Origin of the sequence: Saccharospirillum impatiens DSM 12546 (assembly GCF_000423605.1) — a bacterium.
In the GTDB taxonomy this organism is placed as follows: Bacteria; Pseudomonadota; Gammaproteobacteria; order Pseudomonadales; family Natronospirillaceae; genus Saccharospirillum; species Saccharospirillum impatiens.
Genome location: NZ_AUIH01000007.1, coordinates 104,148 through 118,887 on the forward strand (window position 1 = coordinate 104,148; position 14,740 = coordinate 118,887).

Consider the following 14,740-nt stretch of genomic DNA (forward strand, 5'->3'; position numbering starts at 1 on the left):
GGCTCAGGCCTCCGCGTTCAGGGCGGCACGTTGCAGTTCGCACAGCTCAGCCACGCCCTTGCCTGCAAGGGCCAGCATGGCGTTCAGTTCTTCCGGCTGGAAGGGTTCGCCTTCGGCTGTGCCCTGAATCTCAATAAAACCACCGTCGCCGGTCATGATCACGTTCAGGTCGGTATCGCAGGTGCTGTCTTCAGCGTAGTCGAGATCCAGCACCGGGGTGTTCTGCCAGATACCAACCGACACGGCGGCAATGGGGTGTTTGATCGGGCTGGTTTTGATCATGCCTTTTTCCAGCATGTGGTTAACGGCGTCGGTCAGGGCAACAAAGGCACCGGTAATGGCCGCGGTGCGAGTACCGCCATCGGCTTGAATCACGTCGCAGTCGAGGGTGATGCTGTGTTCGCCAAGCGCGGTCATATCAATGGCGGCCCGCAACGAACGGCCAATCAGACGGCCAATCTCTACCGTGCGCCCGCCCTGTTTGCCACGCGCGGCTTCGCGTTGGTTCCGGGAGCCGGTAGCGCGCGGCAACATGCCGTATTCCGCGGTCACCCACCCCTGGCCTTTGCCCTTCAAAAAACGCGGGACACTGGCTTCAACACTGGCAGTCACGATGACCTGAGTATCACCAAAGCAGACCAGGACGGAGCCTTCCGCGTGTTTGGTGAAGTTGCGTTGAATGCTGACGGGGCGAAGTTGATCCGGTGTACGTCCACTTGGGCGCATAGGGGTAAAGCCTTTCATTAATAGATGAACCCGACAGTATAGAGGTCCGGGCCTGCCTGTGCACACCGCGGTTTAGCCACAGTCTTCGGGCGCATCCAGACGGGTGAAGCGGTAACTGTAACCGGGCTGGGCTTCATTGCTGTCGCGCAGCACCCAGGGCAGGGGGTCGGCCGTCTCCCAGTCGAAGGTCTCCGGCCACTGGTTCTCGACCTGTACATAACGGCTGTCGAGCGCGGGGCTGGTCACCGTCAGCATCGGGCGGGGTGCGTTATCCGGCAGGATCAGGGTAACCGGTACCGGCTGCAGGTTGACGGTTAATAACGTCATAATTCCAGGTGTTGTCGGGTCACAATGCGCGTAAGCCTGAATCACCCGGCCGCTGCCACGCACCTCAAACCAGCGCGGGCCCATGAGCCGGTTCCACAGCACCTGGGCCCAATAGTCCGGGTTTGGGCTGTAACGCGTTCGGTAGGCCAGTAGCGCGTAGTCACCGCCCACCAGTGACTGACGAATGATTGTATCCTGCCCGGTACGGGCCGCCGTTCCCAACTGCGTCAGCCACCAGAGGCTGGAACCAAAACGGTTGGTCAACTGGTCAACACCGCCGCACTGGGCCGGACCGGTCTCCCCCAGCCAGAGTTCGGAATCCGGCGAATAACGGTCGACCCAGCCGCGGACGCGCCTGGCCTGGCGGGTGAACTCGGCGACCGCCTCAATATCGATCAGCGATTCCCATTCGGTGCCTTCCGTGCGCACCCGGCAGCGTGAAGACTGGGTCGGGTAATAGTGCCAGCTGAAAATGGCCGGGTTGGCTCCATTTTCCAGAAAAGTCCGGGAACTGCCGACCAGAGGCCGCAGTGGCTCTCCGATTTCCGGCCAAAATGCGTTGGCAGGGCCCGCCAGCGGGATATCGACGGTCTGGGCACGTGCCCGTGCGAATTCCCGGGTGTATTGATCAAAGCCATACTGGTGGCGCAGGCCAAACATCAGCCAGTGAGCGCCGGGTTCATTGCCGAATTCGAGCACGCCGTTGTAGTCGTCTGGCAACCAGCCGAGTAACCGTTGCAATTGATCCGGCTGCCAGTCCCCCTGTTGCCGCACCCGTGGGCCGGTGCTGGTGGTGATCATCGGGCGAGCGTCAACGGCTCGGGTAAACCTCAGAAACCCGTCCAGGTCACTCTGGTCAAGCCAGGGTTGAGCCGGTGACGGGTCGTCCGGTGACTGCCACCAGAGTTTGTCGGCTTCGGTTCCGCCAAGCCGCACCCAGGCCGGGGCCAGAATCCGGCTCCAGTAGCGCAGGCCTTCATCGTCCAGATCAAGCGGGCGCGGCGGGCCATCGTGGTCGGTCCACCAGTCACCGCCGGTCAGCATGGCTGCATCAATCGCAACACCAACGAAATCCGCACTTGTTTCGCCGCGCTCGAACCCCAAACTCAGGTAAATAGTGGTCGGGGTCCTGGCAGGGGCCCATACTAACCCGATCAGGATCAGTACCAGCGCGACGGAAAGCCATCGGGGGTGGCGCCACAGGGCGCGGAGCAGTGCAGTCATGCATCCGTTATACGACGTTTTTGTGACCGTTTGACGACACCTCAATGACTGCCCGGTGAACACTTCTGGCCACCGCATCGTACTGATCCTTCAAGACTCAACAAAAGGACACCACCATGACCAACCCATTGCTCGAACCGCATGAATTGCCTCCCTTTGAGCAATTCAAGGCTGATCAGATCGTACCGGCCATGACGGAGATCATCGACACCAGCAAAACCCGCATCGATGAACTGGTTGAGAACACCCCCGAGCCCACCTGGGACACCCTGATCGAACCGATCAGTGCGCTGGACGAACGGCTCGACAACGCCTGGGCCGTTTTTGGCCATCTGTCGGGTGTTAAGGATTCACCGGAATTGCGCGAAGCCTACAGCCAGGCCCTGGGGTTACTGACCGATTACCAAAGCTGGCTCGGTCAGCATGACGGTTTATTCAAGGCGTATCAGCAGATCGCACAGCGCGATGACTTCGCCTCCCTGTCGACGGCTCAAAAGGCCGCCATCGAACAGGCACTGCGTGATTTCCGCCTGTCTGGTATCGACCTGAACGAGAACGATAAAAAAGCCTTCGCCACGCTGCAGTCTGAACTGGCTCAATTACAGCAACGGTTCAGCGAGCACCTGCTCGATGCGACCCAGGCCTGGTCACTGCACGTAACCGATGAGACCCGCCTGGCCGGCTTACCCGAATCAGCCAGGGCCACGCTGGCCCAATACGCCCGCCAAAAAGACAAAAGCGGTTGGCTGGTAACGCTGGAAATGCCTTCAGTGATCCCGGTGCTGACCTATGCCGACGACCGCGATTTGCGTCGCGAGACCTACCTGGCCCACGTTACCCGGGCTTCTGATGTCGGCCCGAATGGCGGCGTTTACGACAATGGCCCGGAAATGACCGACATTCTGACCAAGCGCCAGGCAGCGGCCGAGTTACTGGGGTTCGCCAGCCACGCCGACGTATCACTGGCCACCAAGATGGCAGATTCACCAGCCGCGGTACTCGATTTTCTGAATCAGCTAGCTGGCAAGGCCATTCCACAGGCCAAACGGGAGTATCAAGAGCTGGTCGCCTTCGCCCGGGATGAACTGGGCATGACCGACGAACTGGAGCCCTGGGACATCAGCTACGCCAGTGAAAAACTCAAGGAACAGCGCTACGCAGTCTCCCAGGAGGAGCTCAAACCCTATTTCCCGGCACCCCGGGTCATTGAGGGCTTGTTTGAGACCGCGCATCGCCTGTTTGACGTCTCCTTTGAGCAAGTGACCGAGTTCGAGACCTACCACCCGGATGTTCAGCTCTACAACGTGCTGGAAAATGGCGCGGTGGTGGCCCGTTTTTACATGGACCTTTATGCCCGTGAAGGCAAACGTGGCGGGGCCTGGATGGATGAGTGCCGCAAACGGGTGCGCATCGGTGGCACCTTGCAGAAACCGGTCGCCTACCTGACCTGCAACTTCACGCCGCCTTTAGATGGCAAGCCCTCGCTGCTGACGCACGATGAAGTGACCACGCTGTTTCACGAGTTCGGCCACAGCCTGCACCACATGCTCACCCGGGTAGACGTGGGTGATGTCAGTGGCATCAGCGGTGTGGCCTGGGACGCGGTAGAATTGCCCAGTCAGTTTATGGAGAACTGGTGCTGGGAGCCCGAAGCACTGGCTTTTATTTCCGGTCACGTTGACACGGGTGAGCCGCTGCCAGCCGACCTGCTGGAGAAAATGCTGGCCGCGAAGAACTTCCAGTCAGCCATGGCTGCCGCCCGTCAGTTGCAGTTCTCCCTGTTCGACATGAAGCTGCACAGCAAGACCGAAGGCTTCATGGTGAACGATGTGCAAGCGGTGCTTGACCAGGTGCGGTCTGAAGTGTCGGTCATCAAAACCTTGCCGGAGAACCGCTTCCAGCACAGTTTTGGCCACATTTTTGCCGGCGGTTATTCAGCGGGCTACTACAGCTACAAGTGGGCGGAAGTACTCAGCGCCGACGCCTACAGCCGGTTTGAGGAAGAGGGTATTTTCAACGCCAAAACCGGCAAGGCGTTTCGCGATGTGATTCTGGCCAATGGCGGCAGCGTACCGGCCGGAGAACTGTTCAAGCAGTTCCGTGGGCGGGAGCCGCAAGTCGACGCCCTGCTGCGTCACAGTGGTATCGCAGCCTAAGCTGGCTTCGAGACCATTCGACAGGCTCGCCCCGGGCCTGTCAACGCCAGCCTCTGTTGGGTAGCCGTGTTAACGCCACCCGATACAGTCACCGGCCTGTGCGCTTAAGGGCCGGTGCCGCAAAGTTCACCCCGCGCCAGCCCAACCGCATGAACTCCCGGATATTGGCATGATCGGTCCCGTCCGGGTTCGCTAACACATCCACCCGATAGTAGTCGCCAAACAGCTGCAAGGTCGTCTCGGCAGGCAGATTCATGGCATGTGCAAAACTGAGCAGTTTGCAGGACCCCAGGTTGGTGCCTGCTGCATTATTCTGAACACCGGTGGCAAACGCGACCGGTGTGAACTCGAAGTTCGCATCGATCACCGCCATCGTGTCTTCAAACAGGATTTGCTCCGGTTGGGTGTAGATGCGCGCCACAAAGGCGGGTAGATCTGTTGGGGTTGCGGCCGTCATAATCCGACTCTTTCAGTGAGAAAGCGCCAGAGTATAACGGCACCCGAACGGGGTTGTCACAAGGCAAACACCGGGTTCAGAGCTGCACTTCCCGGCCAAACAGCCAGTCCTTCCAGCGCCCGACTCGCTCCTTGCTCTTCTCAACGGTCATCAGCATCGCTGGTACGTAAAACAGAATCAGCAAGGTGGCAAACAACAACCCGAAGGCGATGCCAGCCGCCATCGGAATCAGGAACTGGGCATCAAACGAGGTTTCAAACAGCAAAAAGCCAAGTCCGCCCACTGTCGTCAGGGTGGTGATGATCACCGCACGCAAGCGGCGCACACTGGCTTCAACAATGGCCTGCTCCTTCGGCATGCCCTCGTCACGCAGTTGCCGGTAAAAGGTCACCAGCACGATGGCGTTGTTAATGACGATACCGGACAGACCGAATAGCCCATAGATACTGAGCACACTGAGCTCCAGCCCCATTATCCAGTGGCCGGCGATGGCACCGGTCAGGCCAAAGGGTATCGTCGACATGACAGCCAGTGGCCAGCTCCAGCTTTCAAACACCCAGGCGAGAGCAATAAAGATGAGCATCAGCCCAAGTACAGCCCCGATTTGCACATCCCGGAAAAACTCCGACTGAGACTCCTGATCGCCTTCAACCACGATCTGAATGTCGTTGAACTGGTCACGCAGCTCGGCACGCACCTCAGTACCGATCAGCTGATTGACCTCAGTTAGATTGACGTCAGGGCTGTTGCGGTTGGCCGATACGTCTACTGACAAATCGCCATCGACCCGGTTCAATTGTTCAACGGCGCGGCCTGAAGACGGCACCGCAAGCGACGCCAGCGGTCGGCGTTCGCCGTTTGCCAGCAGCAAGGGCAGTTGAGCCAGTTGCGGCCAGGCATCAACCTGCGCTTCGATCAGACGCATCCGCACCACACGCTCATCGCCATTGACCTGGAGTGTTTGCACCCGATAGCCGTCGGTCCAGTTGCGCAACGTCTGAGCTAATTGCTGTGGGGTCAGCCCCAGTGCCAGTGCATCAGGCGTCAGCGACAGATCCAACTGCTCGGCGCCCAGGGGCAGGTTATCGGTAATATCGACCAGGCCTGAAATCTGACCGAGGCGGCGTTTGGTCCAGTCGGAGGCGCGCTGCAGTTGTGCCAGGTCATCACCGATCAGACGCACGCTAATGCCATCGGTCGATGGCCCTTGCTGACTCTCGACAAAGGTGACCGCTACCAGACCGGCCGGTTCTGCAACGCGCTCCCGCCACAGCCGGGTGATCTCGCTGTTCGATATCGGGCGTTCGGTGCTGTCGTCCAGTTGCACAAATAACGCACCGTCTTCGCGGGCATTGCGGTGGGTTTCCATCACCACGGTTTCGACCAGATTCACACCCACCTCGCGTTCAATGTCGAGCAGGGCGGTTTCCATATCACTGAGAAACTGACGGGTGACCGCCGGGTCGGTGCCCTCGGCAAAGTCGGCATTCAGCTGCAATGCCGGTTGCTGAATAGCGGGAAAAAAGACGAATTTAACGCGCCCGCTGGTGACCAGCGAAATGGCGAGAACCAGCGCCACTATGGCCACGGTAAATGTCACGCCGCGATAGTCGACCGCCAATGCAACCGTGCGCCGGAAGGGCCCCTGGCGAAACTGCTCGAACCGGCGTTCAAACCCCCCGCGCAGCCTGCCTGCGGGTTTGAGTTTGCCTTTGCCAAAGCTGTGCGCCAGGTGGCCCGGCAGAATCAGAAAACACTCGATCAGCGACGCCGCAATGGCCATGATGACGACCAGCGGCACGCTCTTGGTAAAGACACCAGCCTGCCCCCCGACCAGCAATAACGGCAGAAACGCGGCGATCGTGGTGATCGACGAGGCCATGACGGCGGGCAGCATCTGGTGTGCCGCGTTCAGTGACGCCTGCTTGGGGTCTTCGCCTTTTTCCATTCGGCTGTAGGCATTTTCGCCCACTACGATGGCATCGTCGACGATCACACCCAGTGCCACGAGGAACCCGAACAGGCTGATCAGATTGATCGAGTTACCGGTCAGTTCCAGAAACACGAAGGTACCGAGAAACGAAATCGGGATACCTGCGGCCACCCACCAGGCCAGTCTGGGCCTGAGGAACACAAACAACACAATCAGTACAACGACCATGCCGCCAATGCCGTTGTCGAGAATGATGCCAATGCGAGTGCGCACAAATTCATAGGCTTCGTTGTAGACATGCAATTTCATACCGGCTGGCAATTGCGTCTCAAAATCGCCTACCCAGGTGTTGAGGATCTCCGCCATACGAAGCGTGTCTTCGCCACTGGTGCGGCTCAGAGCCAGTTTGATGGCGGGCTGTCCCTGATAGTAAACCTGGGTTTCATCGGCATTGCGGTCTTCACCAACGTTAACGCGCTGATCCACACTCAGCAGACTATTACCCGACGAAAGCGCCTGGCGCCCTAGCGTTGAGGGGTCTGTCGCCTGGTTGCGCACCCTCAGTTGCGCCTGAATCTGACCTTCGCCGGTGATGCCGGCCGGTACATTGAGGTTTTGCCCGGCCAGTTGCTGCGAAAGCTCACTGAGCGAGGCATCACCGGACAGGTAGTCGGCAACGGTCATGCGCAGGTTCAGTTCCCGCTCCGGCAAGCCGGTCAGATCCACCTTGGCAATGCCTGCTGCCTGCAAGCTCTGCTCGGCCGCTTCTCCCCAGTACTGCAGTTCATCCAGCGTCAGGTCGCCATACAGCAATACTTCCGCCACCGGCTCGTAAAACACCTGCTGGGTGACGGTGGGTTCATCAGCGCCGTCCGGCAGATTGACCGTCGACAGCGCTTTTTCCACATCCGAGACCGCCTGCTCAACGTTGGTGACCGATTCTTTGAAGGTGATGGTCATGAATGAACCGCCTTCGATCGTGGTCGTGGTCAGCCTGTCGACCTCGGTCAATTGCAAAATGGCCTGTTCCAGCGGGATAGTCACCCCTTCCTGAACGTCTTCTGCGCTGGCACCGGCCCACTCGGTGTTCACGGTCGCCACTTTAAGGTCAAAGTCGGGTAAAAACTGGGTATTGAGCCGATCCAGCGCGATCAGGCCGATAAAAATCACCACGAACATCAGCGCATTGGGGGCAATCCGATGGTGGGCAAAAGCACTCAACAAGGCCCTCATTGGTCGGCAACCTTAACCGCCAACCCCTGGGCCGCTTGCCGCAGTCGGGTTGTCAGTATTCGGTCTGAGGCGTCGAGATCCGCGTCGATCAGGCGCCAGATCTCGCCTTCGGTAAACTGCTCTCCCAGCACCGTCACGGCGACGCGCTGCAATCGGTTGTCGGCTACGCGATAGACGAAGCCGTTGGAATACACACTGGCATCAGGCACGCGGAAGGCGTCTATCGCGGGCAAGTCCAGCCAGAGCCGGTAATAGCGGTTCAGCGTCGCAGGCTCGGTGGCGTCTCCCTGTCGCTGGAAGTACACACCGATGCTGCCGCCTTCGGACCCGGGATCTTGCTGCCTGACGTCAACCGCTTGCCGTTGGCCGTCGGTTTCAACCCAACCGCTAAGCCCTTGAAGGTTGCCCAACGACGCGACCGTTGATGATGCCGCCCGGGCGACCCACTGGGTTTGCCGATCGTTCGTTAGCCGCAGCAAGACACTGCCAGCGCCAACCGTAGCGCCAGGATCAACATCAATGGCAGAAACTCGCCCTGAAAAGGGGGCTCTGATCTCAGCATCGGCCAGGTTATTGAGTGCCTGGTCCAACTGGCTATCCAGCTCGGCCAGTTGTGCTTCCAGTTGCTGTTGAACATCACTGTAGCGGCTTATGGCCAGCTCGCGCTGTTGCAACGCCAGCCGCTGGTTTTGGAGGGTGCGCTCGGCCGCTTCCAGATCCGTCGCTGAACTCAAATTCTGTCGGGCCAGGTTCTGCAACCGTTCGACGGTGCGCTGGGCGATGCTGACCAGATCCCGCTCTATCGACAGCGCGGCCTGGTTACTGGCGTGCTGCGTCTGTTCCAGCCGGATGCGCGCCAGCAGATCGTTACGCCGCGCCTGCAATTGCGTGACCTGTCGCTGCAAATGGCGGGCATCCAGTTGCACCAGCAGTGCCCCGGCCTCGACTCGCTGACCGGCCTCGACCGACACAGACAGAACATCGGCGGCCGTCGGGCTGGTCAGCAGCACCGATTGTCGACTCTGGTATTGGGAATAGAGCTGTAACTGGGGAGACCAGCGATTGAAATCAGGTGCGGCTGTAGCGACCGTCGCCGCGTTAGCGAGAGGGTCGGCCTCGACCTGTTCGGCATCCGCGACTGAGGAGTCGGGTTGACTGTTCATCCAGAAGGCAACCGCAACGCCGGCTCCCAACACGACCAGGGGCAAGCTTAATCGGATCCAGCGGCTGCTCATAATGGTTAGACACTCTTTAGACAGGAATCAACCAGAAGTACGATGGCTTGCAGACATCGGTTCATATCGTGACCGCTGCTCTGTATTGCGCTCAGTTGCGCCGGTATAGAAAGGAGTCGATGCCTTGCTCAGCCAGTCGTGTCCGACGCCCGGAGGCCTCCGTTTCGCTGTATGGCCCAAGTAGCACGCGATAGCCACCGGCCTCCGGATCAAAAGCGACCCGGGTTTGTGACCGGACCTCAGGCTCAAGCTGGCTTCGCAAACGTTGCACCGAGGCTTCGGCCCGAAACAGGCCCAGATGAACATAGGTGCCGGTTGCCAGACTATTCACATTGGCTTCTGTAGCAGCATCATTTCTCGGTGTAGGTGTAGGTGTAGGTGTAGGTGTAGGTGTAGGTGTAGGTGTAGGTGTAGGTGTAGGTGTAGGTGTAGGTGTAGGTGTAGGTGTAGGTGTAGGTGTGGGTGTGGGTGTGGGTGTGGGTGAAGACTCACTAACCTCGGCTTCCCCAAGCGCAGTCACGTCAATGGGGTCACCCACCGGTGCTGCCTGCATTACCAGCAATGGCACCTGCCTCGCGGGGGCTTGAGTGTCTGTTACGCCAGGGGCCACCGTGGCCGTCTCTGTGTTGGCCGTCGCCGGATCGGTAGCTGGGGCATTGGGTAATGAGCCAGAGGACGGGGCGGCATCGAGCACGATGGGGCCGGAAAAAGCCCCGGCATCTCGCTGCGGTTGAACCGGTGTGCTGTCGCGCATTCGAGCATCCAACCGGTTGAGCCGGCCCGGCCAGAACCGCAGCCCAATTTGAGCGTGCAAAGTCTCCGTCTGGGCCGGTTGCCAGCTTAATTCAGCAAAGCCGGCGACTTCCGGCAAAAAAAAACGTTCCAGGCCAATACCCGCCTGCCATTGTGCCTCGTCAATGTCATCGCGGCTGACTGACAGGGGCTGTTCGATACCCAACCAGGGGTACCAGCGCTGGTTGAACCCGGCATCGGTCGGCAGCGACAGTCGCCCGACCAGACCCAGATCACGATCGTCGGGCCGTGGCTCGGACACCCCAACCCCAGCGCCCAGAACCAGACGACGCCCCAGAGTTTCCTGCCAGCCGAGCGACATGCCAGGCTCAAGCAGGGCAGTGGGTGGAGCCGTCAGCCCAAGAGTCAGGGCGCCATCGCGTGCCATTGCCGGGGTTGCCAGCAGCACGCACAGCGCTGCCAGCCCTGGCTTCAGAGGCATCAGGCCAGGTCTGCCCGCAGCTGCTTCAGTACCGGTAACGTGTCCGGGCGAACCCCGCGCCACAACTCAAAGCTGATGGCAGCCTGACCGACGAGCATGCCGAGACCATCGGAACATTGGCCAGCACCCTGTTCGCGTGCCCAGCGGTTGAACGCCGTCTCATTCTTGCTGTATATCATGTCGTAACAGTGCGTATCGGGTGTGAACAGATCATCCGGTAATGGCGGCAGGTTGCCGGACAATCCGGCGGAGGTGCCGTTGATCACCAGGTCAAAACGACCACTGAGTTCATCGAACGCACTGGGGGAGATTTCCGGAAAATCGTCGGTCAGTTCTTCGGCTTTGGCCAGGGTTCGGTTAGCCAGCACTACATTGGCCGGGTTGCGCGATAACAGGGTTTCCAGAACGCCCCGCACGGCACCACCGGCCCCCAGAATGAGTACGTTACGATCAGCAATGCGCCACTTGAGCAGGGTTTCGAGATCGAAAACGAGGCCTTCTCCATCGGTGGTATCACCCAGAATGCGCCCATCGGCCTGTTTGGCCAGGGTGTTGACTGCCCTGGCCCGCTTGGCGCGCTCCGTCAGGTCATCCGCAAAGTCATGGGCATCCTGCTTGAAGGGCGCCGTGATATTGAACCCCCGGTACCCGTCACGAAACATCTGCCAGACACGGGTTTCAAAACTCGTTACCGGCAACTCAATCGCCTCGTACTCCAGCGCTTCACCGGTTTGCCGGGCGAAGGCGGCATGAATGACCGGAGACAGGCTGTGTTTGATCGGATGGCCCAATACCGCATAACGGTCCATAGATGATCCTTAGAAATGGGTGAAATTCAAACGTCTGACAAACCAATGCCGCGCTGATTGAAACGATTATCCCATCAAAAAACAAGCGCTTGTACAGTCAGTCTGGCACCACACGGGGAAAACACAATCGCTGTCTTGCCAAAGTCAGAATCAGGCTAAAAAACCATAGTCAGGGTGACCCGGAATGTCTATGCCTGTTCGCTACAACCAGAGTTCCCCGATCAACTGACCCAACTGTACCCCGGCCCATAGCCAGAACCCGACCGACACCAGCCACAATCCACCAATAAGCGTTTTGCGCCCAACGCCTGGTGGCGGGTACGTTGCCGCTTTGTCGGAACGCGGGCTGGTGTCGGGTTCGGTCGATTTCATCAGGTGGGCCAGTAACAGCAGGTAATGGATCTGTTAAGCCTGACCTGTCTGCTTGTCCGGCGTCAAGACTGTATATACCGGTATGTGAGACAGCTCAAAGTGATACAAAACTTAGCCATTGTCGTAAACATGGTCCGGAACGCAGACGGGTTACCCTACGACGGTGACATTGGCACTCCGGTGTCTGTTTTTGCACCCATTAACCGCTGAATTCAAGAGTAATTTTATGAGCAACCTGATCCAACTGATGTACATCAGCCGAGCCACCTTTAAGCCCACGCCGGCTGTGCAGGGCATTGAACCCAATGTCGCGCGTATTTTGCAGTCATCGCGCATCAACAACGCCAAGGTTGATGTCGGTGGTGTTCTTTTTTACGGCAATGGCCACTTTTTCCAATGCCTGGAAGGAGACAAGGCAGCCGTACACACACTGCTTGAGCGCCTGCATCGTGATGATCGCCACACCGATGTGAAAGTTGTTTCTGAAAAACCAGTGCATGTCCGCCGCTTTGACGACTGGTCGATGAAGTACACCGCCATCAACGACTCGATCAAAACACTGATGGGCAAATTCGGCTTTAAAAGCTTTGATCCGTTCCAGTTTGACGCCCAGCACTTCGAGGCGCTGATCGACGCTCTGGAGAAGATGAACCAGCCGGATGACGTCATTGATGGCAATAACCCGAAGCAGTCGTCAAAAAAGTCATCGTCACGGGCCGACAAAGAACGCTCAGGGTTGATCACCATGGGGATTGTCGCCCTGATTCTGATCGCTGGCGTGATTCTGGTAACCCAACTGCTGTAACCTGCCCGGCCGGATGAAAAGGTTCGCATTCTGGCGGGCCATCGGATGCCAGTGCGGGCCCATGGCACCCGGCTGGCCGCCTATCACTAGCAAGACGCTCCCGGTCTGACCACTGTTCCCTGCTTGGGTCAATACCGGCGTGCTGGTACACTGCGCCGGCTCGACTTCGCCCTCCGACAGGACACCCGGCCCCATGGCACAGCTCAATCCCAGACAAGAAGAGTCGGTCAAATACATCAGCGGTCCAATGCTGGTGCTGGCCGGGGCGGGCAGTGGTAAAACCTCGGTCATTACCCGGAAAATAGCGTATCTGGTCAACGAGTGTGGCTACAAGGCACATACCATTGCAGCCGTTACGTTTACCAACAAAGCAGCGCGCGAGATGAAAGAACGCGTGAGCAAGCTGATCAGGGGTAAGGCGGCGCGTGGACTGATCGTGTCGACCTTTCACAACCTGGGTTTGAACATCCTGCGCAAAGAAGCCAGCCACATTAATCTGAAAAACGGCTTCACCCTGTTTGATGACCACGACTCCAAAGCCCTGATCAAGGATATTCTGCTGCGGGAAGTGCCCAACGCCGTGGATGAGATCGACCATTTTCGCAACCTGATCAGCCGCTGGAAGAATGACCTGACCGAGCCCGCCGACCTTCGTGGCAAACTGGATGACGCACGCGATTCACTGGCCGTCGAAATCTATGAGCAATACAACCGCATGCTCAGCGCCTACAACGCAGTCGATTTCGACGATCTGATCCGCCTGCCCGCCTTGTTGTTCATGAACAACGCCGAGGTACTGGCCAAATGGCAACGCAAGATTCGCTACCTGCTGGTCGATGAATATCAGGACACCAACTCCTCCCAGTACCTGCTGGTCAAGCTGCTGGTAGGCGATCAGCCACGATTTACCGTGGTTGGCGACGACGACCAGTCGATTTACAGCTGGCGCGGTGCAAGACCGGAAAACCTGGTGCAACTGCAGACTGACTATCCGCACCTGAAAATTGTCAAACTTGAGCAGAATTACCGCTCTACAGGCCTGATTCTCAAAGCCGCCAACACCGTCATCGACAATAACCCGCACGCGTTCAAAAAGACGCTGTGGAGCGAGATGGGGTTTGGTGACCCGATTCGCATCATTCGCACGCCCAACGACGAAGCCGAGGCTGAGCGCATCGCCAATGAGATTTTGCACCAGCATTTGATCCGGCGCGGTGAATACCGTGATTTTGCAGTGCTCTATCGCGGCAACCACCAGGCTCGTATTCTGGAAATAAAGCTGCAGCAAAACCGCATACCGTACAAGATCAACGGCGGCACCTCCTTCTTTGCCAAAGCCGAGATCAAGGACATCATGAGTTACCTGCGCTTGCTGGTGAACCCGGACGACGATGCCGCCTTTCTGCGCATCATCAACACGCCGCGTCGTGAAATCGGCCCGGCCACCCTGGAAAAACTCACCGAATACGCCGGGCATCGCAAGGTCAGTTTGAGTGCCGCCTGCCAGGAGCTTGGTCTGCAACAGTTACTGCCGGCCAAAGCCGCCGAGCGCTTGCATCGGTTTTCCGACTGGCTGGGCCGCATCATCCACAAATTGCATACCGAAGCCGACCCGGTGATGGTGATCCGTGAAGTGGTGACTGACATCAATTACGAGGCCTGGTTACGCCAGGACAGCGTGTCGGATCTTCAGGCCGAAAAACGCCTGGCCAACGTCTACATCCTGATCGACAGCCTGAAATCCATGCTCGAACGCGGCGATGAAGACGAAGAGTCCGATCTGCAAATCCAGGATGCCATTGGCAAACTGGTGCTGCGTGACATCCTCGACCGACAAGAGCAGGAAGACGAAACCGATGCGGTGCAACTGATGACTCTGCACGCTTCTAAAGGGCTCGAATTTCCACATGTCTTTATCATGGGGCTGGAAGAAGAACTGCTGCCCCATCGCAACAGCATCGAAAATGGCGACATCGAAGAAGAGCGTCGTCTGATGTATGTGGGCATTACCCGCGCCCAGCGCACGCTGGCGCTCACCTTCGCCGCCCGACGCAAGCAGTTTGGCGAAATCATCGATTGCACGCCAAGCCGCTTTCTGGATGAACTGCCCGCCGACGACGTCAGTTGGGAAGGTCGCGATGCCGGCAACACGGCCGATCGGGTAAACGGTAAAGCAACCTTCGACAACTTGCGGGCCATGCTGAACAATTAATCGAAATCGGGTACGCT

The 14,740-nt window shown here is 58.5% G+C and carries 11 protein-coding genes; 3 read left to right on the forward strand and 8 right to left on the reverse strand.

The window, feature by feature from the left end; translation table 11 throughout:
• Positions 1–3: 3 nt before the first annotated feature.
• Positions 4–726 (reverse strand): ribonuclease PH, encoded by a 723-nt coding sequence (gene rph / locus G565_RS0107045; RefSeq protein ID WP_028670293.1) that lies wholly within the window; start codon positions 724–726, stop codon positions 4–6.
• A 72-nt stretch (positions 727–798) separates the two neighbouring features.
• Entirely contained in the window at positions 799–2,277 is a 1,479-nt protein-coding gene (locus tag G565_RS0107050) for a hypothetical protein (protein WP_028670294.1), read from the reverse strand.
• A gap of 116 nt (positions 2,278–2,393) precedes the next feature.
• Here G565_RS0107050 and G565_RS0107055 point away from each other — a divergent pair, with 116 nt between their 5' ends.
• Entirely contained in the window at positions 2,394–4,433 is a 2,040-nt protein-coding gene (locus tag G565_RS0107055; RefSeq protein ID WP_028670295.1) for a M3 family metallopeptidase, read from the forward strand.
• 88 nt (positions 4,434–4,521) lie between these two features.
• On the opposite strand, the gene G565_RS0107060 is transcribed toward G565_RS0107055, so the two are convergent.
• The 6 genes from G565_RS0107060 to G565_RS26735 all read right to left on the reverse strand — a co-directional run bounded on the left by G565_RS0107060 (position 4,522) and on the right by G565_RS26735 (position 11,706).
• Positions 4,522–4,890: a HopJ type III effector protein gene (locus G565_RS0107060; protein ID WP_028670296.1), complete on the reverse strand. Its 369-nt coding sequence runs from the start codon at positions 4,888–4,890 to the stop codon at positions 4,522–4,524.
• A gap of 76 nt (positions 4,891–4,966) precedes the next feature.
• Positions 4,967–8,056 (reverse strand): efflux RND transporter permease subunit, encoded by a 3,090-nt coding sequence (locus G565_RS23330; RefSeq protein ID WP_051207527.1) that lies wholly within the window; start codon positions 8,054–8,056, stop codon positions 4,967–4,969.
• Complete coding sequence (locus tag G565_RS0107070) at positions 8,053–9,291, reverse strand: efflux RND transporter periplasmic adaptor subunit (RefSeq protein ID WP_028670297.1); 1,239 nt, start codon at positions 9,289–9,291, stop codon at positions 8,053–8,055. Before G565_RS0107070 ends, G565_RS23330 begins: the two co-directional genes overlap by 4 nt.
• Positions 9,292–9,382: 91 nt before the next feature.
• Positions 9,383–10,525 carry an SPOR domain-containing protein gene (locus tag G565_RS26730; RefSeq protein WP_028670298.1) on the reverse strand — a complete coding sequence of 381 codons (1,143 nt, stop codon included), beginning with the start codon at positions 10,523–10,525 and terminating at the stop codon, positions 9,383–9,385.
• Entirely contained in the window at positions 10,525–11,334 is an 810-nt protein-coding gene (aroE, locus tag G565_RS0107080; protein ID WP_028670299.1) for a shikimate dehydrogenase, read from the reverse strand. The genes G565_RS26730 and aroE overlap by 1 nt, the downstream gene beginning before the upstream one ends.
• Positions 11,335–11,535: 201 nt before the next feature.
• Positions 11,536–11,706: a hypothetical protein gene (locus tag G565_RS26735; protein ID WP_157600020.1), complete on the reverse strand. Its 171-nt coding sequence runs from the start codon at positions 11,704–11,706 to the stop codon at positions 11,536–11,538.
• A 226-nt stretch (positions 11,707–11,932) separates the two neighbouring features.
• Here G565_RS26735 and G565_RS0107090 point away from each other — a divergent pair, with 226 nt between their 5' ends.
• Positions 11,933–12,511, forward strand: coding sequence for a BLUF domain-containing protein (locus tag G565_RS0107090; RefSeq protein WP_028670300.1), 579 nt, complete (start codon positions 11,933–11,935; stop codon positions 12,509–12,511).
• 193 nt (positions 12,512–12,704) lie between these two features.
• Positions 12,705–14,723, forward strand: a complete 2,019-nt coding sequence (gene rep / locus G565_RS0107095; RefSeq protein WP_028670301.1) for a DNA helicase Rep — start codon at positions 12,705–12,707, stop codon at positions 14,721–14,723.
• Positions 14,724–14,740 lie beyond the last annotated feature (17 nt).

Bases quoted from the DNA above. Each gene is read 5' to 3' on its own strand.
- rph (WP_028670293.1), bottom strand. From the start codon at position 726: ATGCGCCCAAGTGGACGTACACCGGATCAACTTCGCCCCGTCAGCATT.
- G565_RS0107050 (WP_028670294.1), bottom strand. From the start codon at position 2,277: ATGACTGCACTGCTCCGCGCCCTGTGGCGCCACCCCCGATGGCTTTCC.
- G565_RS0107055 (WP_028670295.1), top strand. From the start codon at position 2,394: ATGACCAACCCATTGCTCGAACCGCATGAATTGCCTCCCTTTGAGCAA.
- G565_RS0107060 (WP_028670296.1), bottom strand. From the start codon at position 4,890: ATGACGGCCGCAACCCCAACAGATCTACCCGCCTTTGTGGCGCGCATC.
- G565_RS23330 (WP_051207527.1), bottom strand. From the start codon at position 8,056: ATGAGGGCCTTGTTGAGTGCTTTTGCCCACCATCGGATTGCCCCCAAT.
- G565_RS0107070 (WP_028670297.1), bottom strand. From the start codon at position 9,291: ATGAGCAGCCGCTGGATCCGATTAAGCTTGCCCCTGGTCGTGTTGGGA.
- G565_RS26730 (WP_028670298.1), bottom strand. From the start codon at position 10,525: ATGCCTCTGAAGCCAGGGCTGGCAGCGCTGTGCGTGCTGCTGGCAACC.
- aroE (WP_028670299.1), bottom strand. From the start codon at position 11,334: ATGGACCGTTATGCGGTATTGGGCCATCCGATCAAACACAGCCTGTCT.
- G565_RS26735 (WP_157600020.1), bottom strand. From the start codon at position 11,706: ATGAAATCGACCGAACCCGACACCAGCCCGCGTTCCGACAAAGCGGCA.
- G565_RS0107090 (WP_028670300.1), top strand. From the start codon at position 11,933: ATGAGCAACCTGATCCAACTGATGTACATCAGCCGAGCCACCTTTAAG.
- rep (WP_028670301.1), top strand. From the start codon at position 12,705: ATGGCACAGCTCAATCCCAGACAAGAAGAGTCGGTCAAATACATCAGC.